This window comes from Ruegeria sp. C11 (assembly GCF_056537725.1).
In genome coordinates, this window is the sequence record NZ_JBQFSB010000001.1 from 607,911 (window position 1) to 626,969 (window position 19,059).

A 19,059-nucleotide genomic window follows, 5' to 3' on the forward strand; every position below is an offset into this window, starting at 1 on the left:
TCCTTGCTTCTTATGCGGCTAATATCACAGCAAAGCAGCAAATTCTGCCATTTCCACTTTTTCATCAATCAAGTTCACGTCATGTGCCTATGCGGATTATTCTTCGCCGCAGACTGGCCCTATGAAACATCGAATTTCCCGCAATAGCTGGACACTATGAGAATTATCCTTACAAAATCAGAACCACTTTGACCGCCCAGACCGGAGTATCGCACTTGTCCCTATTCCTTATCGCGGCCCTTCCTTTTCTCGGAGCTGTCTTTCCGGCCCTGTTGATCCGTGCCGGACGAAATGCAGCCGCATCGTCGGCGGGGTTAACAAGTTTTCTGGCCTTTGCCGGTTTGCTGATTCACACGCCTGCGGTCATGCGTGGCGAGGTGGTCACTGCCCATTTCGACTGGATTCCCGGTCTGGGGCTGAATGCGAATTTCATGCTGGATGGGCTGGGCTTCCTGTTTGCCGGGTTAATCCTGGGCATCGGTCTGCTGATCATCCTTTACGCAAGGTTCTATCTGTCACGAGAAGACCCGATGGGGCAGTTCTATACCTATCTGCTGCTGTTTCAGGGCGCGATGGTCGGAATTGTTCTTAGCGACAACATCCTGTTATTACTTGTTTTCTGGGAACTGACCTCTCTCAGTTCGTTCCTGCTGATTGGGTATTGGAAACACCTGCCCGAGGGGAGACAAGGCGCGCGTATGGCACTTGCGGTTACCGGTTCGGGCGGACTGGCGATGATCGCGGGTATGCTGATCCTTGGCAATATCGTGGGGTCTTATGACCTCAGCGTGATCCTTGAAAATCGTGAACTCATTCAGGCCTCTCCCTACTACCTGCCTGCACTGGTTCTGATCCTGTTGGGTTGTTTTACCAAATCCGCGCAATTCCCGTTTCACTTCTGGCTGCCACACGCGATGGCCGCGCCGACACCGGTGTCGGCCTATTTGCACTCAGCCACGATGGTAAAAGCGGGCCTATTCCTTATGGCGCGCATGTGGCCGGTTCTGTCGGGCACCGATGCGTGGTTCTATATCGTGGCGACGACCGGTCTGGTGACCATGCTGATCGGGGCTGTAATTGCTCTGTTCAAGGACGACCTGAAAGCGCTGCTGGCGTTTTCGACCGTATCGCATCTGGGACTGGTGACAATGCTACTGGGCTTTGGCACCAAAATTGCCGCCGTCGCGGCCATTTTCCACATCATCAACCACGCGACCTTCAAGGCGGCCCTCTTCATGACGGCGGGCATCGTCGATCACGAGGCACACACCCGCGACATCAAACGGCTGGGCGGCTTGCGGCACCTGATGCCGATCACCTTCACCATCGCGGGTATCGCAGCCCTGTCCATGGCCGGCCTTCCACCGCTCAACGGGTTCCTGTCCAAGGAAATGATGCTGGAGGAGACGGTCCATACGACTTGGCTGAATTCACACTATCTGGTGCCCGGTCTGGCGCTGCTGGCGGCGTTGTTTTCCGCCGCCTATTCGTTCCGGTTCATAGGACATGTATTCCTTGGCCCTGAACGTAACGATTATCCCGCGCATCCGCACGATCCACCCGTGGGCATGTGGCTGGCACCTGCTTTCCTAGTGGTGCTCGTGGTGCTGATCGGCTTGTATTCGAATGCAATCGTTGGGCCACTGGTCGCCGTGGTGTCCAGCGCCGTGATCGGGGGCGAAAAGCTGCCCTATTACTCACTGAAGCTTTGGCACGGTTTCACCCCTGCTCTTTACATGTCGGCAGTTGCTACTGTGGGCGGGTTGTTCCTGTTGTCCTTGCATCGTCGGGGCGAGCAGATTTGGAACGCACTGCCGCGACCAGAAGCCAAGACGATTTTTGATGCCGTTATTCACGGTTTTACTGCCCTGAGCCGCTGGATCACGGACGAGTTGCACAATGGCGTCATCAGCCGCTACGCGATTATCATGATCACCTTTACCGTGGGCCTGGGATATTACGCCTATTCCACCGGCTCCATCGGCGTTGAGACCCGGGTTCCATTGCCTGCACCGATTATCCCGATCATCGGCTGGGTCTGTCTGGTCGGCGCGACGTTGGCCATCATGTGGTTCCATCGCAACCGCCTGTTGTCGCTGGTCCTGATCGGCGTTGTCGGCCTGATCGTATCAATGGCGTTCAACTATCTCTCGGCCCCAGATCTGGCACTGACCCAGATTTCGGTCGAAGTGGTGACGATGATCCTGTTGCTGCTATCGCTGAATTTCATGCCGACAGAAACCCCGTGGGACAGTTCCGCCGCACGCCGTTGGCGGGACGCTGCCATTTCGGTCGTGGCCGGGATCGGCTCGGGCGGGTTGATCTATGCCCTGATGATGCGCGACTTTGCCTTTCCGACGATCTCGGATTTCCATCTGGCCAATTCGTACAAAGGCGGTGGCGGGACCAATGTGGTCAACGTGATACTGGTGGATTTCCGGGGCTTTGATACCTTTGGCGAGATCATCGTGCTGGGCATCGCCGCGCTGGTTATCTTTGCCCTGACAGAGAGTGTTCTATCCACAAACGTTCGCGCCTATCTGCTGAACCGTAAACCGCACTGGCCACAATCCGGCGACTCACATCCGCTGATGATGGTTGTCGCCACCCGCGTAATGATGCCCATCGCACTGATGGTTGGCGCCTATATCTTCTTCCGCGGTCATAACCAGCCCGGAGGCGGCTTCATCGCCGGACTGATCGTCGCCATCGCCTATCTCATGCAATACATGGCCAGCGGTTACACCTGGGCCATCGAACGGCAGCGCTTCTACTATCACGGCACAATTGGCTGGGGCGTACTGATCGCAGCGGCAACAGGACTGGGAGCATGGTTCAATGAACGGCCCTTCCTGACCAGCGATTTCGGCTATCTTCACTGGCCACCGCTGGAAGAGTTCGAGTGGGCGACAGCGATGCTGTTCGACACGGGCGTGTTCCTGGCGGTTCTGGGTGCGGTCATGCTGGCTCTCGACAGTCTGTCACGCTTTGCTTGGCAGCCCGGCATGGCGCAGGAATTCCCGATGGACATCAACCCGCTGAGGGACGATCTGCCTGAAGAAGAACAAGAAAAGGAGCAGGCCTGATGGAAGCGCTGGTTGCCTCTGCCGTAGGCGTTCTGACCGCCGCCGGGATATTTCTGATCCTGCGTCGCCGCACTTTCCCGGTCATTCTGGGCCTGTCACTGCTGACCTATGCGGTGAACGTGTTCCTGTTCGCAACAGGTCGGCTGGCTCTGAATGCACCTGCGGTTCTGAACAAATACGAGGATGTGCCCTATACCGATCCCTTGCCTCAGGCGCTGGTGCTGACGGCCATCGTGATCTCGTTCGGAATGACTGCGGTGATCGTGATGATCGCGCTCAGCGCCTATCTGTCGTCAAAGGATGACCATATCGACATGACCGCGCAGGACAGCGTGGACGCGCCGGGAGAAGACGCATGAACCACTGGATCGTTGCGCCCATCGTCCTTCCGGCGATCCTGGCCCCGTTCATCATCATGGTCCTGCGTTATCATCTGGACCTTCAACGCATCTTCTCGGTCGCAGGCGTTGTGGGCCTGCTTGGCATCGCGCTGACGATTACGGCGCAAGCTTCGGGCGGGGATATTCACGTATACGAACTGGGCGACTGGCCTGCCCCGTTCGGAATCGTCCTGGTCCTTGACCGTATGTCAGCCATGATGGTGCTGTTGACGGCGCTTCTGGCCATACCGATCGTACTATATGCCATCGCGTCCGGATGGGACGACAGAGGCAAACATTTCCACGCGTTGTTCCAGTTCCAGCTTATGGGCGTCTGCGGTGCATTCCTGACTGGTGACGCATTCAACCTGTTCGTGTTCTTCGAAGTTCTGTTGATCGCATCCTATGGCCTGATGACCCATGGCGGTGGCGCGGTCCGGCTGAAGGCAGGCGTGCAATACGTTACCTACAACCTTCTGGGTTCGACCCTGTTCCTTTTCGCGCTTGGCACCATCTACTCTGTTACCGGGACACTGAACATGGCCGACATGGCCGTCAGGGTGGCAGAGCTGCCGACCGAGGATACGGCACTGATACGGGTCGGCGCCGTTCTTTTGCTACTGGTGTTCTGTATCAAAGCCGCCGTTCTACCGCTGCATTTCTGGCTGCCTGCCAGTTACGCCAATGCACCGCTTCCTGTGGCCGCCCTGTTTGCGATCATGACCAAAGTCGGCGCGTATTCGATCCTGCGGGTCTACACGCTGGTATTCGGTCCGGACGTTTCCATCACCGAAGGTCTGGTTGGAGACTGGCTGCAACCTGCGGCGTTACTTACGCTTGCGGTGGGAACAATCGGCATACTTGGTGCCCGGCATATCGCGCGCATGGTGGCCTTTTGCGCCATAGCCTCGATGGGGACGCTGCTGATTGCCATCTCATTGTTCAGCGAAGCGGCGACCGCCGCCGCGTTGTACTATATCGTCCACTCGACCTTTGCGACCGCTTTGTTGTTCCTGGTCGCCGATCTGGTGATGGAGCGTCAGGGCGGCAGCATCGAACCGAAACCTCCGATGCCGCAAAGCGGGCTGATCTCGGCCCTGTTCTTTGTGGGTGCCATCGCTATGGCCGGGATGCCACCGCTATCCGGTTTCATCGGCAAACTTCTGGTGCTGGACGCATCACGTGACGCACCCGACGCCAACGCGGTCTGGGCCGTGATCCTGATTGGATCCTTCGTGACCATCGTGGGCCTCGCACGGGCGGGCTCTCTGATCTTCTGGAAAAGCCACGACGAGCAGCACAATACCGAACAAGACCCCGAAAACGAGGAAAAGGCCATTGCCCTGCCCGCGCCGGAACCACAGCCCGGTCTGGCATTTACCGCCATTTTCGGTGCCGTCTTGGGTCTGGTGCTGCTGACTCTGTTCGCGGGGCCCGCGCTGGATTATTCCAGAAATACAGCAGCGCAATTGTTCGCACCTGAGCAATATATTTCTGCCGTACTGGGAGGGGAAGAATGATGAAACTGCTACGCCGGGTTTTCCCTCATCCCCACCTGACCATTCTATTGACGCTGGTCTGGATGCTGCTGGCAAACTCGCCATCACTCAATTCACTTGTGTTCGGCCTGATACTGGGAATTGTCATTCCTTTCATCACACAACCCTACTGGCCCGACCGTCCAAAGCTGCGCAACTGGCCCATGATCGTCGAATACGTGCTGGTGGTGCTGTGGGATATCGTGATTGCGAACATCACAGTCGCCCGGATCATCCTGTTCAAGCGGGATGCGGCGCGTGAGCCGAACTGGATCTGCGTCCCGCTGGAACTGCGTACACCCGAGGCGATTACGGTGCTTGCCGGCACGATCACCATGACCCCGGGTACGGTCAGTTGCGATTTGTCGGCGCAGGGGCACAACCTGCTGGTGCATTGCCTCGACGCCCCTGATCCCGATGCCGTGCGGGACCAGATCAAAAGCCGCTATGAGCGCCGATTGAAGGAGATTTTCGAATGATCACCTATGCAATCTATTTCACCTTCGCCTGTTTTGGTGCTGCCATCATGATGTGCCTGTGGCGGATCATTACCGCCGAAGGTGTCGGAACCCGCGTTCTGGCGCTGGATACGATGGTGATCAACACGATCGCGCTGATGATCCTTTACGGGCTGAGACTGGGAACGGAAATATTCTTTGAGGCCGCAATGATCATTGCCATGCTCGGCTTTGTTTCAACCGTGGCCTATGCGCGGTTCATGCTGCGCGGCAATATCATCGAGTGAGGGCGGAATGGCATATATCTTCGAATTCCTGATCGCCTTTTTCCTGATCGTCTCGGGTATCTTCGGCTTTGTCGGATCGTTCGGAATGATCAAGCTCAAGGATCCGATGTCACGGCTGCATGCCCCAACCAAGGCAACGACGCTGGGCGTGGGCGGCGTACTGCTTGCATCTATCTTTCATTCCCTTCTGCTCGAACCACACCTGTCGCTGCATGAACTTCTGATCACCCTGTTCCTGTTTCTTACCGCACCGATCACGGCCCTGTTCATTGCAAAATGGCACATCCACCGGCATGAAAAGCCTGAAAACCTGCCGGACGCGGGCGAAGATGAACTTTGGGCGACACACGCGGTCGAGCAGGCCGAAGACGTACCGGATCACAGCACGAACTGAATCAGATGCACACGCCACCACTGCCATTGACCCGCGATCTGGTACTGATCGGCGGGGGACACACTCATGCGCTGGTTCTCAGGAAATGGGGCATGAACCCTTTGCCGGGGGCTCGGGTCACTGTGATCAACACCGGTCCTACCGCACCCTACTCGGGGATGCTGCCGGGGTTTGTCGCTGGCCACTACACGCGAGATGACTTGGACATCGATCTGGTCCGCCTAGCACGCTTTGCTGACGCACGCGTTATACTGGGTGGTGTCGAAGGAATTGATCTGGACCGCCGTCAGGTGCATGTGCCGGGCCGCCCACCGATTGCGTTCGACGCGGCCTCGGTCAATGTCGGCATCACCTCTGAAATGCCAACGCTGCCGGGCTTTGCTGAACATGCTGTCCCGGCCAAACCGCTTGGCCCTTTCGCGGCCCGATGGAAAGACTACCTTGCCAGCGACGGTCTGGCCTCTGTCGCGGTGATTGGCGGCGGTGTGGCGGGGGCCGAGTTGGTGCTGGCCATGGCTTATGCACTAAGGACCCGCGGTCGGCCAGCACAGGTAACACTGATCGACAGTGCAGCGGCGTTGTCTGCGACCAGCCCGAAAGCCAGCGCAACAATCCGGCGAACGATGGGTGATCTGGGGATCAAAATCATCGAACACTGCCAGGTTACCAAGGTGGCCGCGGACCACCTGCAACTCGGCGACGGGCGCCGTGTTGAGGCAGATTTTATCACTGGTGCAGCAGGCGCACGACCACACGGGTGGATTGCCGATACCGGGTTGGCGTTGCATGAGGGGTATGTTGCGGTGAACGACTATCTCCAGTCCAGCGATCCCGCCGTGTTTGCGGCCGGGGACTGCGCCCACCTGAGTAGCAATCCCCGCCCCAAAGCAGGCGTTTACGCGGTGCGTGAGGCGCCGGTTTTGTACGACAATCTGCGAGCGGTTCTGGGTGCGGGAAAAATGCGTCGATACCGCCCGCAAAAAGACTATCTGAAACTCGTGTCGCTGGGCGGAAAATCGGCTCTGGCGGAACGGCTTGGAACCTCGTTCAGCGGGCCCCTGATGTGGCGATGGAAAGACCGTATCGATCAGAACTTTATGAACCGGTTCCGCGAATTGCCCCAGATGGCAACACCGGCGCTACCCGCCGCCCATGCGGCGGGCCTTCGCGAAGCCATCGGAGACAAGCCGATGTGCGGAGGGTGTGGGGCCAAGGTCGGGCGCGGCGCGTTGCGGTCGGCGCTGAAAGGCATGCCAGCACCTGAGCGTTCAGATGTCATTCCGCTGCCGGGCGACGATGCCGCCCTGTTGATCACCGGCGGGCTCAGACAAGTGATGACGACGGACCACTTGCGCGGCCTCACCAACGACCCGGCCACGATGACTCGCATCGCCGCTGTCCACGCACTTGGCGACATCTGGGCAATGGGCGCACAGCCCCAGGCCGCAACGGTAACGATCATCCTGCCGCGCATGTCGCCTGAATTGCAGAGCAGAACGATGGCCGAGATTATGACGGTTGCCACGGAAGTGACTAAGTCTGCCGGTGCCGAGATCGTGGGCGGACACAGTTCCTTGGGTGACGAGATGACTATCGGGTTCACTCTGACTGGCCTGTGTGACGCTGAACCGATCACGCTGTCTGGTGCCCGGCCGGGTGACATGCTGATACTGACCAAACCACTTGGCAGCGGAGTGTTGATGGCGGCTGAGATGGCTGGAAAAGCCAACGGCGCCTGGGTGGCTGCAGCGTATGATCACATGAGCCAGCCGCAAGGCGAAGCAGCCCGCATACTGTCTTCGGCGAACTCAATGACAGATGTCACCGGTTTTGGGCTGGCTGGCCATCTGAAGGGAATGTGCGACGCATCGGGATGCGGGGCAATTGTCGATCTGGATGCCATTCCCCTGATGAAAGGAGCACTGTCGCTTGCCCGACAAGGCGTCCGCTCCAGCATTTTTACTGACAACCGGGCCATCGCACCTGACTTGCCGACAGGGGACAAGGCCGATTTTCTGTATGACCCACAAACAGCAGGCGGATTGCTGGCGACGGTCCCTGCGCAACAAGCCGAGGAAGTCCTGAACCATCTGCAAAACGCGGGTTATCCGGCTGTGATCATCGGAGAGGTGACTGCAGAACCGGGATTGCGCATTCAAATCTGATCCAGAAATTCCTCGATCCGCTTTGCTGCCACCTGCAACGCTTTGTCATCCAACGCCGGAACGTCGATCCTAGCCACCGCCAAGGCCTTGTGCGCCTTTCGGGACTTTGCGTAGGCAGGGTCATAATGCTGTTCCATTAACGCGCGGGTCAGCGCGTGCTTGTCCCCCGCATCAATCAGGTTTAGCCATTCATCCACCACCTCGTGCCCTCTGTGAAATCGCAGCGGGGACAAGCGATCCCGTAATTTTTCGGCGTCGCTCAGAATATCGTTATAGGCCGAGACCAGATAGTCCGTGCGCACAGCAATTGAGGCGTGGATTTCAATTCTTGGTGCGCTGCGAAGAGCCGACCAGAGGCTGGGCGGCAAAATGCGCTCGCCGATTTTTGATGACTCCGCCTCGACAATAACAGGGCGTGCAGGATCAAGTTTGCAAAAGGCGGCCGCCACGGCAGACTCAAAGGCCTTTTGACTTGGCTGGCCGCCGGGTTTTTCGCCCAGCAGCGACCCCCGGTGATTTGCCAGCGCCTCAAGATCCACAACCTGCACCCCCCTTGCGTGCAAGGTCGCAAGCAGGTCGGTCTTGGCGGTTCCGGTATAACCGTCCAGCGCTATCAGGCGGTACGGCAGCGGATCATCATAGAGATACCGGTTCACCAGACGGCGATAAGTTCGGTACCCGCCATCTACCACCTCGGCGCGCCAGCCAATCTGTTGCAACATCCACGTGAACGAACCCGAGCGTTGACCGCCACGCCAGCAATAGACCAGCGGCCGCCATGCACCTTCGTGGTGACTCAGGCTGTTTTCGATGTGGTTGGCCGCGTTGCGAAACACCAGCGCCGCACCCAATTTTCTTGCCAGAAAAGGGCTTTGCTGCACGTAAATGGTGCCAACGCGGGCGCGTTCATCATTGTCCAGAACCGGCAGGCTGATAGCGCCCGGCAGGTGATCCTCGGCATATTCTGCCGGGCTGCGCACGTCGATCACCGCGTCGAAGGCATGCCCGTAAAGTTCAGGCAGAGTATTGAATTTCAAGGCCATGGATGCGGTGTATCGCGCGCCGGGTAAAAGGGAAAGGGTCAGAACTTTCTGTGACCTGCACCATCAAACTACGTTGTTTTCGATCAGCGCGATCAACTCTGATCCGCATGCCAGATTGAGTTTCTGGCAAACACAACACTAAGAATGTTAAAAGCGTTCTCACAACCCGGCTAAATCATAACGCGCATCTGTTCCAGCTTTTTGCCCGCATACATCCGGTGATCATTTTCTGCTTTGGCTGAAATCATAGTTCATTCTCGCCTTGTCTCAGCAAGCTCAGCGTCATACTTCCGTTACATTGCTCAATAGCAAAGACTTTCGGACATGTATCAAAACCTCATTGGAAAAGCGCTGAACGCCGTAAAGTCCGGGCAGTTTGTGACTGCTCGGAAGCACGCTTTGCGTGGGATAAAGCAATTCCCCAATCGCCCCGAGTTTCAGAACATTGCCGGGATAGCTGCCAGCGCGAAAGGACATCATAAAGAGGCTGTCCTGCACTTTCAAAAGGCGCTCAAGCTGGCACCTGCATTTCACGATGCTCGGCGCAATCTAGGCCAGGAATTGATATTTTTGAACCGTCCCGGAGCAGCATTGGTGCAATTGGATGATTTGTTGAAGAAAAATCCCAAAGACACTGCCGCAAGGTTCCTAAAGGCCGAGGCCTGTCTGGCAGACGGCAATGCGCAAACGGCCCTTGACCAAGTCAACATTGTTGCCACGGCCAGTCCCGAGAACCTACGCGCAATTTCGATGCGAGCGCGGATTCATATGGCACTCGGGAAAGAGGCTGAGGCAATCGCCGATTATGAGCGAATTCTGGCGGTTGAGCCAAATCGTATCGAAGCTTTGGTTGAGGTCTCCCAACTTCTGGCCCGTTCGGGGCGGCACGACGAGGCGGACACGGCCATCCGGGCTGCAATAAAAATGGACCCGGAAAACGTATCCGCGCTGTTACGATTTGCCGCTCATCAGGAGGAAACCGGTCAGACGGAAGAGGCCGTTGATACCTGCCTGACGATTCTGGAACTGAAACCCGGCCAACCATCCGCACTGGAGAAACTGGCTAGGCTAAGCGCTGATAAGTTCGGCGAAAGAATCTCAGCCGAAGCTAAAAAGGCGCTAAAGGTCGCCGAAAACCCTGGCATTGATAGAGCGAGCCTGAATTTCGCTTTGGCGACCATCGCCAAATCATCTTCTAATTCAGGTGACTTCGCCGCCTATATACGTCAGGCCAACGAAAATCTCGCAGCCTTTCACTCTTACAATCAGGAATACGAAGACAATCTGACTTCATCTTTGATTGAGCGTTTTCAGAGCCATCCCGCTCCTAGCGAACCGCATGGAAGCGGCAGTCCTCGACCGGTTTTTATTGTCGGCTTGCCTCGCTCGGGTACGACTTTGGTGGAAGCGATACTTGCTTGCCACCCGAACGTCTATTCTCTGGGCGAACGAAACTCCGCGGGACGTCTGCTTGCGCCTGTGATTAATAGTGGCCAACCTTTCGGGCCGAATGAGCAGAGTGAATTTCGCATTTCTTATGACGTCGATCAGCCAGACCAAAGCCAAAACGCCACCGTTCGTGTAGACAAGATGCCAGAGAATTATCGACTGGTCGGCTTTTTGATCAGCTCGTTACCGGGTTGCAGGATCATCAACATGCGCCGTGATCCCCGTGATCTGGCGTTGTCGCTCTGGCAGGCGCATTTTTCCGGATCGGCCTTGTCTTACGCATACGATCTGAAAGCGATGGCGCATAAATTCAATCAGTATGCGGCTCTGGCAAACCACTGGAAGAACGTTTTTCCCGAACAAATTTTGGATGTCAGCTATGAAGATTTGGTGGCCGATATCGACACCAGCAGCCGACGGATCGCAGAATTCTGTAAGTTGGAATGGTTGGAGAGCATGACCCGCCCTCATGAATCGGCCGGAGCGGTTTTGACGCTCAGCGCCACTCAGGTAAGGCAACCTGTGCACACCCGGTCAGTAGGTGCGTGGCGCGAGCATGAGAGGATGCTCGCGCCATTTATTGAGGGTTTGGATAAATCACTTTGGCCAAACCTAGGGTGAATTTCCAATCCACGGTGCAGAGCGGCGTTACAGTGCCGCTCTGACCTTTTGCAAATTTATTTCTGTTGGATACGGCCATCCAGATAGGGCTGGTACGGTGCGTTCGCGGCCAGGTATTCGGCCGTCACATCCGCCAGATCAGGCCCGAAATCATAGGCGTTTTTGTCGTCGCCCGAAAATACCGAATAGCCATCGCCGCCGTTGCGGACATAGTTGTTGGTCACCACCAGATAGGTCGCTGCCGGATCGATGGGAACGAAGTTGTCGCCGTCAGCCACCATGACCTCGGTCACTCGCCCCTCATTGGGCGCAATCGCCGGGTCCCAAGTGAATGTAAGGCCAGCCACCTGCGGGAAACGGCCCTTGACCTCTTCCACCTGGCTAACGCCATTTTCCAGCGCGTCGATGACCCCTTGGCCGCTGATTTCAAATGTCGAGAGCGTGTTCTGGAATGGCAGAACGGTAAGAACTTCGCCCATGGTCACGTCGCCGGGGTCAATCGACGCCCGCAAACCGCCGGAGTTGGCAATCGCGATTGTCACGCCCTGATCAGCCACCCGATCCAGCATTGCATCAGCGACAAGGTTGCCCATTTCGCATTCCTGAACCCGGCAGACAGAGCGGTCGCCTTCAATGGGCGCCGCCGCATTTGCCACCACTTTGTTGCGGATTTCATCGAGCGGCTTGGCAAGTTCCGCAATGCGCTCTAGCGCAGCGGTATCCTCGGTCACCGTGTTGTCCATGATCAGTGGCTCACCTGCCGCCTCGACCACGTTCCCCTCATCATCAAAGGTCACGTTCAACTCGCCCAGAAACTTCCCGTAGGCATAGGCCTGCACGATCTGAACACCGTTGACTACCGTCGGGTACGGTCCGGCCGCCTTTTCGGAAACGTTGGACAGATATGTATTCGAGTGTCCGCCCACGATCACATCCACGCCGCTGGTCTCCTGCGCGACGCGCTGATCCACCCCATAACCCGAGTGGCTGAGTACGATGATCTTGTTGACGCCTTCGGCAGTCAGCTTGTCCACTTCTGCCTGCACTGCCGGAACCGGGTCGCTGAATGTGACATTCGGTCCAGGTGAGGCCAGTTCATGGGTGTCTTCGGGCGTCAGTCCGATCAAGCCGATCTTTTCGCCGCCCACCTCAATCACGGTCGATTTCTTGATCTTGTCGGTCAGCAGTTCCTCATCCCGAATATCCGCGTTTGACATCAAAACCGGAAAATCCACGGTATCGACAAATCCACGCAGCACTTCCGGCCCATCGTCGAATTCGTGGTTGCCGACAGTCATCGCATCGTAACCCAAGCGGTTCATGAACTCGGCAGCCATCTGCCCCTTGTAGTACGTGTAGAACAACGATCCCTGAAACTGGTCGCCCCCATCCACGAGGATCGAGTTCCCGGCGCGTTCACGCGCATCCTGAACCGCGGTCACAAGGCGGGCTGATCCGCCAAAGCACTTTCCTTCGGCATTGTCTTCGGATTCGCAGGCGCTGTCATACTTGTTGATTGGCTCGAACCGGGCGTGAAAGTCATTTGTGTGCAGAATGGTCAGTTTGTACTCGGCAGCGGCCATACCTGCGGTCAGGCCGAGAACGGCAGCAGAAGCCAGAAAACGGGTGAACATGTATATCTCCCTGAAGTTGATTGCGGAAATCGTGCGCTGGCAGCGGGAAAGAGTCAAACAGGGAAATGCGACTTGATTCCGGACGTTGCGCAAGGCATCAGAGCCACATGCTGATTTACAAGATTTTCCGGGCCGATGAATGGAATGCCCTGCAGAAATGCGGGGAAACCTCGGGGGCGCCAATCGACGTGGCCGATGGGTACGTCCATTTTTCAACGGCGGAACAGGCCGCAGAAACTGCGGCAAAACACTTTGCCGGGGAAAAGGGGTTAACCCTTCTGGCCTGTGACAGCGAAACCCTAGGCGGTGATCTGAAATGGGAACCCTCGCGTGGCGGCGCGCTATTTCCTCATCTGTACCGCAATATCAGGCTGACAGATGTGGTTTGGTCTGCCCCCCTTCCGTTTGAGGATGGCGTACACAGATTCCCCGAGGATATGAAATGAGCAACTATGTAGACCCCGAGCGCGAGCAGTTCGAAACCTTCAAGGCGCTGGACCGGGATCAGCCGATCGAGATGCTGAATCTCGTGAAATTCCGCGCAAAGGCCGCCTATCCCGAAGGGCACGACCTGGCCGGTTCCGATCTTACCGGGGCCGAAGCCTATGGGCGCTACGGAGCCGAGACGGCGCCGATCATTGCGTGTCTTGGGGCCTCAATCGTCTGGCGTGGAGTTTTTCAGACCATTCTCATCGGGCCGGATTCCGAAGATTGGGACGAGATATTTGTTGCACGCTACCCAACCGTAAACGCCTTTCTAGAGATGGTGACGGACCCTGAATATAGAAAAGCGGTGGTTCACCGACAGGCGGCGGTGGAAACTTCACGCCTGATCCGATGTGCCCCTGCAGATAGCGGGAAGTCGTTTGGATGAAACTGGTCGAGAAACTTGGGCTGGCAGCCCTGCACAGGCTGGACCCCGAGGTAGCGCATGGATTGTCCATCAAGGCCCTGAAGTCAGGCCTGACACCAACTCCCGGGCCGGTGACCTCATCGCGTCTGCGCACCAAGGTCGCAGGGCTGGACCTACCCAATCCGGTTGGGCTTGCCGCTGGCTTTGACAAGAACGGCGAGGCTTTGACCCCCCTCTCCCGTTCGGGGTTTGGGTTTATTGAAGTTGGTGCAGTAACGCCCCGCCCGCAGCCCGGCAACCCAAAGCCTCGCCTGTTTCGTCTGACAGAGGACAGTGCCGCAATAAATCGCTTTGGCTTTAACAATGAAGGGATGGAGGTGATGGCCCGGCGGCTAGCAAACCGTCCCACGGACGCCGTCATCGGCCTGAATCTGGGCGCAAACAAAGACAGCACCGACCGCCCCGGTGACTTTGCCAAAGTGCTGGCCCATTGCGCGGATCATCTGGATTTTGCGACGGTCAATGTCTCTTCGCCCAACACTGAAAAACTGCGGGATCTGCAAGGCAAAGAGGCACTGAGCGCCCTTCTTGCCGGCGTGATTCAAACCCGCAACGGCCTGACGCGAGGCCTGCCGATCTTTCTCAAAATCGCCCCGGATCTGTCAGACGCCGAGATTGAGGATATTGCAGAAGTGGCGCGCGAAACTGGTGTTGATGCCGTGATCGCAACAAACACAACGCTTTCTCGTGAAGGGTTGAAAAGCAGCCACAGCAACGAGGCGGGTGGGCTGTCAGGCGAACCGCTTTTTGAAAAATCGACCCGCGTGCTGGCCCGCCTGAGTCAATTGACAGGCGGAGACATTCCGTTGATCGGGGTTGGCGGTATAGGTTCGGCCGAACAAGCCTACGCCAAAATTCAGGCCGGTGCGTCTGCAGTACAGTTTTATACGGCGATGGTTTTTGGTGGTGTTTCACTGGCCGCTGAAATTGCACGAGGTCTGGATCAGCTTTTGGCCCGTGACGGATTTGCAAACGTGGCCGAGGCCGTCGGCACCAAACGAAAGGACTGGCTTTGATCGAATACTGGCATAATCCGCGTTGTTCAAAGTCTCGTACCGGGCTGGCTCTGTTGGAAGAGCGTCGGGTCGATGTGACCGTTCGGAAATATCTTGAGGACGCACCTTCAGAACCGGAATTGAAAGCCACGCAACAGGCATTGAATATCCCGGCTGTTGAAATGATGCGAACCGGTGAGAAGCTGTTCAGGGAACTCAATCTGTCAAAGACAGATTCCGACGAAACGCTGATCAGGGCAATGGCCGCGAACCCCATACTTATCGAACGGCCATTGGCGATTTCAGGTGGCAAAGCGGTAATCGGGCGGCCGACCGAAAGGCTGTTGGATCTGATATAAGGTTCAGGCCACACGGGCCTCAAGTCTGGGGTAACGCAGTCCCAGTGTCAGACCGCGGGCGATGTTCAGAACCATAAGCGCTGCCCACAAGCCGTGGTTGCCAAAGGTCGGAACCAGAACGAAAAGCGCGACGACGTATATGGCGACCGACTGGATCATTGCCTGCCGCATATCCCGTGTCCACGTGGCACCAATATAGATTCCATCGAACATCCAGCTGGCAACCCCCACAACCGGCGCGATTGCTGCCCAGAACAGGAATTCCCGACCGGCCGCCCGAACTTCAGGCGATGTTGACATAATGTCGATGAGAACCGGCCCGGCCAAAAAGAACGTCACTCCCAGTGCAACCGCTCCGCCCGCGCCCCACTGCGACGCCATGATGGATGCGCGCCGGACCTGATGGCGGTCCTTTGCGCCAACAGCGCTGCCAACCAATGCCTCGGCTGAAAACGCAAACCCATCCAGAGCGAAGGCCGTGATTTCCAGAAATTGCAAAAGCACCTGATTGGCGGCGAGGTTAACGTCGCCCAGATCGGAACCGACGAACAGGAACGTCGTAAACGACCCCGTCAACAACACCGAGCGTACCATGATGTCGGCATTGACCTGTAACATGCGGCGCAAACGGGCGGGATCGAATATTCGGGGCCAATCCCTCCACTGGTTTCCGCCAAATGCGTCCCTGCACAGCCACAGTCCCAAGGCCAAACCGGTCCACTCTGCAATCAATGTGGCCGCAGCAACGCCTTCGACACCCCATCCCAGACCAAGAACAAACCAAAGGTCGAGCAGGATGTTCAACCCGTTCATCCAGATTTGCAGGATAAAGACACCGCGCGTCCGCTCGACCGCGATCAGCCAGCCGGTAACCGCGTAAAGCGCGATGGTGGCCGGAGCACCCCAGATGCGGATTTCAAGATAATCCCGCGCCAAAGCCTCGACTTCGGCACTGGCAGGGGCCAGAGAAAACGCCCCCCAGAAAACAGCAACTTGCGCCAGAATGAACACGACCCCGGCAGTGACGCCCAGCATCAGGCCACGCATGAGCAAGGCGCCTGTTTCAGCTGTATCGCCCGACCCCCGGGCTTGAGCCGCCAGACCGGTCGTGCCCATCCGGAGAAAGCCAAAAATCCAATAGATCGAGGCCAATATCACCGCGCCAATACCAACGGCGCCAATCGGCGCGGCCTGTCCCATTTGCCCGACCACGCCAGTATCCACCGCACCCAGAATCGGAACGGTGGCATTGGATAAAACGATGGGTAGCGCGATCTTCAGTACCCGCCGGTGCGTGATGGGCGCGGACGAGTCCTGCATGTTTTCTCAGGCCTTGGTGGTTCGAGGTTGCGGCATCAGGAAATGGCCGGTTCCCTGCGCAAACAGTTTGGCGTGATTGTCCTGCCACGCTTCGACCCGAACGGACGCATATCGCCGCCCTGCCCGGTTGATAAAGGCCCTCGCGTAGGCATCTCGCGGCAAACCTGAGCGAAGATAGTCCACTGTGAAATCAATGGTTTTCGGAAAGCGGATGCTCTCGTCATTCAGAATTTCACTTGCGTCGATCTCCCCGCTTTCGATTTTCGGAAACAAATGTTCCCAGCTGAGGGTTATGACAGCGGTCACCTCAAGGAATGCAGCCGTCACGCCGCCATGAATTGCTGGCAGAAACGGGTTTCCAATCAGCTTCTCGTCAAAGTTCAGCACACCAGTCAGTTCGTCGCCGCGCCGGTCAAAACTGATGTTGAGGAACCGGATATACGGCACCCCTTCGACAAGTGCCTTGAGCGCACCGTCGCGACGTTGCTTGACGACCTGCATTGGTTCGGGACGGGGGCGCGCCATTTAACGACCCTCCACGGTGAAAGCACCGGATGCAGCGGCAACCGGACGTTCCTGATCATCGTCCATTGCAGTGGCCCGTACAAAGGCCACATTGCGGGTGATTTGGTAACAGGTTGCGCGAGTGGTGATGCTTTGTCCGGGCGTCGCGGCACGCATGTAGTCGATTCGCAGATCAATGGTTGCAGTGCCGCCCGGTGCCGAAGGATGGCTCATCACGGCCGCGCCGCAGCACGTATCAAGCATCGCCGATACCGCGCCACCATGGATGACGCCGGTTCTGGGGTCACCTATCAGATCCTCATTATAGGGCATGGATATTTCCGCTTCGCCCTCGCCAATGTGCGTCAAGGTCAACCCCAGGGCCTTTGCATGCGGGATCGCTTGGATGAATTGACGTGCAAGTACTGTTTTGTCGGCCATTCGGTTTGGTCCTGTCCTCTCGTTACCCCTTTATGAGCCGCGGGCCGCGCAAAGGGCAAGCCCACCTGTTGCGCTTGCCGCCGCGACGCCCTAGGTTGCACGCGAGGAGAACAGGAATGTCCGACAACCGTTTGTCATTCAAAGAGATGTGTGCCGAGTTCGATGTAACTCCGCGTACCCTGCGCTACTATGAATATATCGAGCTGCTGCAGCCGGATCGCGAAGGCCGATCCCGGTTTTACGGCGCCCGCGAGCGTGCCCGAATGAAACTGATCATGCGCGGGCGCAAATTCGGCTTCCCTCTGGAAGAGATTCGTCAGTGGCTGCTGATCTACGAAGATCAGGGGAACGAGGCGCAGATGGCGACATTTGTTGAAATGGCCGACCGCCAGATGGATGAATTGCGCCAGCAGCGGCAGCAACTGGACGAAGCCATGGAAGAGTTGCAGCGGCTTCGCGACCAGACCTCAAAAATACTGGGCTAAGCGTTTCTGACGACGCCTCACTTGATCGTTAGCTGTGCTCGTCACAGGTTGATTGGATCAACTCCTCATCGCATGCTGATACCGGTATTTTGGCCGGTGATGCGGACTTTCATACACGCCTGACCGGCAGTGAGTGATCGGAGAACCGATGATGAAATTCACGCAAGCCCTGTTTCTTTGCGCAATTACCGCCATAACCGCCGGGTGCGATGTCGGCCCCTCTGGGTACGGCACAGCACCGCCCGGTGTTTCCCAGGAAGAGTGGGATGCACAGGTCAGGGCAAGGCGTCAGGCCAGGCGCGATCATTATTCCGGCTCGCGTGGTGGCACGGCCCGATAGTATGCAAAACCAATCCATTTCCACTGGAAACGGTGCGAACATCCATGTTCGCGACGAAATAAAACTACTCCCACGTCGCTTTACGTGAATTGATCTTACGTCAACAATTTTGTGACGCAGCGTCTGCATTACGTAAACGTCAATGTCATGTTGTAAATGGGACATCGACTGCGCAACTCATAGTTCAAGACGCAAGCGATGAGAGTTTGAACAATGACCGAAGATCTGATGACCATTCGCGAAATGTGCGAGTCATACAACGTCACGCCGCGCACTTTGCGGTTTTACGAAGCCAAAGAGCTGCTGTTTCCGATCCGCGAAGGACAAAAGCGGCTGTTCACCAAGCGCGACCGCGCCCGCCTGAAACTGATCCTGCGCGGCAAACGCTTTGGCTTCAGCCTTGAGGAAATTCGCCAGCTTCTGGACCTGTATCACGTCGGAGACCAGCAGCTGACGCAGATGACGCGCACATACGAAATCGCCTGTGAACGCCTTGCTGACATGGAATCACGCCGCGACGAGCTGAATGAGGCGATTGACGATCTGAAGGAACAGTTGAGATGGGGCGAAAAAGCGATCGCCTCGATGAAACAGGAAAAAAACGCGGCCGAGTGATCCACTCGCCCGTCCCCGTACATGTGAATAAT

20 protein-coding genes are annotated in these 19,059 nt (G+C 57.0%); 15 read left to right on the top strand and 5 right to left on the bottom strand.

Translation table 11 applies throughout. From position 1 onward, the window contains the following. Positions 1–215: 215 nt before the first annotated feature. The 7 genes from ACR0NA_RS03095 to selD are packed head-to-tail and all read left to right on the top strand — an operon-like array spanning position 216 to position 8,308. The gene (locus ACR0NA_RS03095; protein ID WP_170651570.1) at positions 216–3,086 is read left to right on the top strand and encodes a monovalent cation/H+ antiporter subunit A; all 2,871 of its coding nucleotides are present in this window, start codon (positions 216–218) and stop codon (positions 3,084–3,086) included. Then, positions 3,086–3,445: a Na+/H+ antiporter subunit C gene (locus tag ACR0NA_RS03100; protein ID WP_170651569.1), complete on the top strand. Its 360-nt coding sequence runs from the start codon at positions 3,086–3,088 to the stop codon at positions 3,443–3,445. The genes ACR0NA_RS03095 and ACR0NA_RS03100 overlap by 1 nt, the downstream gene beginning before the upstream one ends. After that, positions 3,442–4,986, top strand: a complete 1,545-nt coding sequence (locus ACR0NA_RS03105) for a monovalent cation/H+ antiporter subunit D (protein ID WP_480725889.1) — start codon at positions 3,442–3,444, stop codon at positions 4,984–4,986. The genes ACR0NA_RS03100 and ACR0NA_RS03105 overlap by 4 nt, the downstream gene beginning before the upstream one ends. Beyond that, positions 4,986–5,483, top strand: a complete 498-nt coding sequence (locus tag ACR0NA_RS03110) for a Na+/H+ antiporter subunit E (RefSeq protein WP_480726005.1) — start codon at positions 4,986–4,988, stop codon at positions 5,481–5,483. Before ACR0NA_RS03105 ends, ACR0NA_RS03110 begins: the two co-directional genes overlap by 1 nt. Then, entirely contained in the window at positions 5,480–5,749 is a 270-nt protein-coding gene (locus ACR0NA_RS03115; protein WP_480450125.1) for a K+/H+ antiporter subunit F, read from the top strand. Before ACR0NA_RS03110 ends, ACR0NA_RS03115 begins: the two co-directional genes overlap by 4 nt. Positions 5,750–5,756: 7 nt before the next feature. Beyond that, positions 5,757–6,143 (top strand): Na+/H+ antiporter subunit G, encoded by a 387-nt coding sequence (locus ACR0NA_RS03120; protein ID WP_170651566.1) that lies wholly within the window; start codon positions 5,757–5,759, stop codon positions 6,141–6,143. 5 nt (positions 6,144–6,148) lie between these two features. Further along, a complete protein-coding gene (gene selD / locus ACR0NA_RS03125; protein ID WP_480725892.1) occupies positions 6,149–8,308 on the top strand; it encodes a selenide, water dikinase SelD in 2,160 nt (719 codons plus the stop codon). Here selD and mnmH read toward each other — a convergent pair. Beyond that, positions 8,299–9,351, bottom strand: coding sequence for a tRNA 2-selenouridine(34) synthase MnmH (gene mnmH / locus ACR0NA_RS03130; protein WP_480725893.1), 1,053 nt, complete (start codon positions 9,349–9,351; stop codon positions 8,299–8,301). The genes selD and mnmH overlap by 10 nt on opposite strands. A 324-nt stretch (positions 9,352–9,675) precedes the next feature. Between mnmH and ACR0NA_RS03135 the strand changes: the two genes are divergently transcribed. After that, positions 9,676–11,421 (top strand): tetratricopeptide repeat-containing sulfotransferase family protein, encoded by a 1,746-nt coding sequence (locus tag ACR0NA_RS03135; RefSeq protein WP_480725896.1) that lies wholly within the window; start codon positions 9,676–9,678, stop codon positions 11,419–11,421. Between the two features lie 56 nt (positions 11,422–11,477). Here the strand turns inward: ACR0NA_RS03135 and ACR0NA_RS03140 are convergent, their stop codons facing one another. Continuing rightward, a complete protein-coding gene (locus tag ACR0NA_RS03140; protein ID WP_480725898.1) occupies positions 11,478–13,055 on the bottom strand; it encodes a bifunctional metallophosphatase/5'-nucleotidase in 1,578 nt (525 codons plus the stop codon). Between the two features lie 107 nt (positions 13,056–13,162). On the opposite strand from ACR0NA_RS03140, the gene ACR0NA_RS03145 reads away from it, so the two are divergent. The 4 genes from ACR0NA_RS03145 to arsC are packed head-to-tail and all read left to right on the top strand — an operon-like array spanning position 13,163 to position 15,322. Beyond that, positions 13,163–13,501 carry a DUF952 domain-containing protein gene (locus ACR0NA_RS03145; protein WP_480725900.1) on the top strand — a complete coding sequence of 113 codons (339 nt, stop codon included), beginning with the start codon at positions 13,163–13,165 and terminating at the stop codon, positions 13,499–13,501. Continuing rightward, the gene (locus ACR0NA_RS03150) at positions 13,498–13,929 is read left to right on the top strand and encodes a DUF1330 domain-containing protein (protein WP_480725902.1); all 432 of its coding nucleotides are present in this window, start codon (positions 13,498–13,500) and stop codon (positions 13,927–13,929) included. The genes ACR0NA_RS03145 and ACR0NA_RS03150 overlap by 4 nt, the downstream gene beginning before the upstream one ends. After that, positions 13,926–14,984 carry a quinone-dependent dihydroorotate dehydrogenase gene (locus ACR0NA_RS03155; protein WP_480725904.1) on the top strand — a complete coding sequence of 353 codons (1,059 nt, stop codon included), beginning with the start codon at positions 13,926–13,928 and terminating at the stop codon, positions 14,982–14,984. Before ACR0NA_RS03150 ends, ACR0NA_RS03155 begins: the two co-directional genes overlap by 4 nt. Continuing rightward, entirely contained in the window at positions 14,981–15,322 is a 342-nt protein-coding gene (gene arsC / locus ACR0NA_RS03160; RefSeq protein WP_480725906.1) for an arsenate reductase (glutaredoxin), read from the top strand. Before ACR0NA_RS03155 ends, arsC begins: the two co-directional genes overlap by 4 nt. A 3-nt stretch (positions 15,323–15,325) precedes the next feature. Here arsC and ACR0NA_RS03165 read toward each other — a convergent pair whose 3' ends face one another. The 3 genes from ACR0NA_RS03165 to ACR0NA_RS03175 are packed head-to-tail and all read right to left on the bottom strand — an operon-like array spanning position 15,326 to position 17,587. Next, positions 15,326–16,642 (bottom strand): MATE family efflux transporter, encoded by a 1,317-nt coding sequence (locus ACR0NA_RS03165; RefSeq protein WP_480725908.1) that lies wholly within the window; start codon positions 16,640–16,642, stop codon positions 15,326–15,328. A gap of 6 nt (positions 16,643–16,648) precedes the next feature. Next, a complete protein-coding gene (locus ACR0NA_RS03170) occupies positions 16,649–17,167 on the bottom strand; it encodes a PaaI family thioesterase (protein WP_170651556.1) in 519 nt (172 codons plus the stop codon). Next, positions 17,168–17,587 carry a PaaI family thioesterase gene (locus ACR0NA_RS03175; RefSeq protein ID WP_480725910.1) on the bottom strand — a complete coding sequence of 140 codons (420 nt, stop codon included), beginning with the start codon at positions 17,585–17,587 and terminating at the stop codon, positions 17,168–17,170. Between the two features lie 116 nt (positions 17,588–17,703). Between ACR0NA_RS03175 and ACR0NA_RS03180 the strand changes: the two genes are divergently transcribed. The 3 genes from ACR0NA_RS03180 (at position 17,704) to ACR0NA_RS03190 (ending at position 19,027) form a co-directional block, all read left to right on the top strand. After that, entirely contained in the window at positions 17,704–18,072 is a 369-nt protein-coding gene (locus tag ACR0NA_RS03180; RefSeq protein WP_170651554.1) for a MerR family transcriptional regulator, read from the top strand. A 151-nt stretch (positions 18,073–18,223) separates the two neighbouring features. Then, the gene (locus tag ACR0NA_RS03185) at positions 18,224–18,412 is read left to right on the top strand and encodes a hypothetical protein (RefSeq protein ID WP_170651553.1); all 189 of its coding nucleotides are present in this window, start codon (positions 18,224–18,226) and stop codon (positions 18,410–18,412) included. 213 nt (positions 18,413–18,625) lie between these two features. After that, positions 18,626–19,027: a MerR family transcriptional regulator gene (locus tag ACR0NA_RS03190; RefSeq protein ID WP_170651552.1), complete on the top strand. Its 402-nt coding sequence runs from the start codon at positions 18,626–18,628 to the stop codon at positions 19,025–19,027. Positions 19,028–19,059: the final 32 nt, after the last annotated feature.

Excerpts from the sequence above, each read along its gene's own strand:
- ACR0NA_RS03100 (WP_170651569.1), top strand. The coding sequence starts at position 3,086 with ATGGAAGCGCTGGTTGCCTCTGCCGTAGGCGTTCTGACCGCCGCCGGG.
- ACR0NA_RS03105 (WP_480725889.1), top strand. The coding sequence starts at position 3,442 with ATGAACCACTGGATCGTTGCGCCCATCGTCCTTCCGGCGATCCTGGCC.
- ACR0NA_RS03110 (WP_480726005.1), top strand. The coding sequence starts at position 4,986 with ATGAAACTGCTACGCCGGGTTTTCCCTCATCCCCACCTGACCATTCTA.
- ACR0NA_RS03115 (WP_480450125.1), top strand. The coding sequence starts at position 5,480 with ATGATCACCTATGCAATCTATTTCACCTTCGCCTGTTTTGGTGCTGCC.
- ACR0NA_RS03120 (WP_170651566.1), top strand. The coding sequence starts at position 5,757 with ATGGCATATATCTTCGAATTCCTGATCGCCTTTTTCCTGATCGTCTCG.
- selD (WP_480725892.1), top strand. The coding sequence starts at position 6,149 with ATGCACACGCCACCACTGCCATTGACCCGCGATCTGGTACTGATCGGC.
- mnmH (WP_480725893.1), bottom strand. The coding sequence starts at position 9,351 with ATGGCCTTGAAATTCAATACTCTGCCTGAACTTTACGGGCATGCCTTC.
- ACR0NA_RS03135 (WP_480725896.1), top strand. The coding sequence starts at position 9,676 with ATGTATCAAAACCTCATTGGAAAAGCGCTGAACGCCGTAAAGTCCGGG.
- ACR0NA_RS03140 (WP_480725898.1), bottom strand. The coding sequence starts at position 13,055 with ATGTTCACCCGTTTTCTGGCTTCTGCTGCCGTTCTCGGCCTGACCGCA.
- ACR0NA_RS03145 (WP_480725900.1), top strand. The coding sequence starts at position 13,163 with ATGCTGATTTACAAGATTTTCCGGGCCGATGAATGGAATGCCCTGCAG.
- ACR0NA_RS03150 (WP_480725902.1), top strand. The coding sequence starts at position 13,498 with ATGAGCAACTATGTAGACCCCGAGCGCGAGCAGTTCGAAACCTTCAAG.
- ACR0NA_RS03155 (WP_480725904.1), top strand. The coding sequence starts at position 13,926 with ATGAAACTGGTCGAGAAACTTGGGCTGGCAGCCCTGCACAGGCTGGAC.
- ACR0NA_RS03165 (WP_480725908.1), bottom strand. The coding sequence starts at position 16,642 with ATGCAGGACTCGTCCGCGCCCATCACGCACCGGCGGGTACTGAAGATC.
- ACR0NA_RS03170 (WP_170651556.1), bottom strand. The coding sequence starts at position 17,167 with ATGGCGCGCCCCCGTCCCGAACCAATGCAGGTCGTCAAGCAACGTCGC.
- ACR0NA_RS03175 (WP_480725910.1), bottom strand. The coding sequence starts at position 17,587 with ATGGCCGACAAAACAGTACTTGCACGTCAATTCATCCAAGCGATCCCG.
- ACR0NA_RS03180 (WP_170651554.1), top strand. The coding sequence starts at position 17,704 with ATGTCCGACAACCGTTTGTCATTCAAAGAGATGTGTGCCGAGTTCGAT.
- ACR0NA_RS03185 (WP_170651553.1), top strand. The coding sequence starts at position 18,224 with ATGAAATTCACGCAAGCCCTGTTTCTTTGCGCAATTACCGCCATAACC.
- ACR0NA_RS03190 (WP_170651552.1), top strand. The coding sequence starts at position 18,626 with ATGACCGAAGATCTGATGACCATTCGCGAAATGTGCGAGTCATACAAC.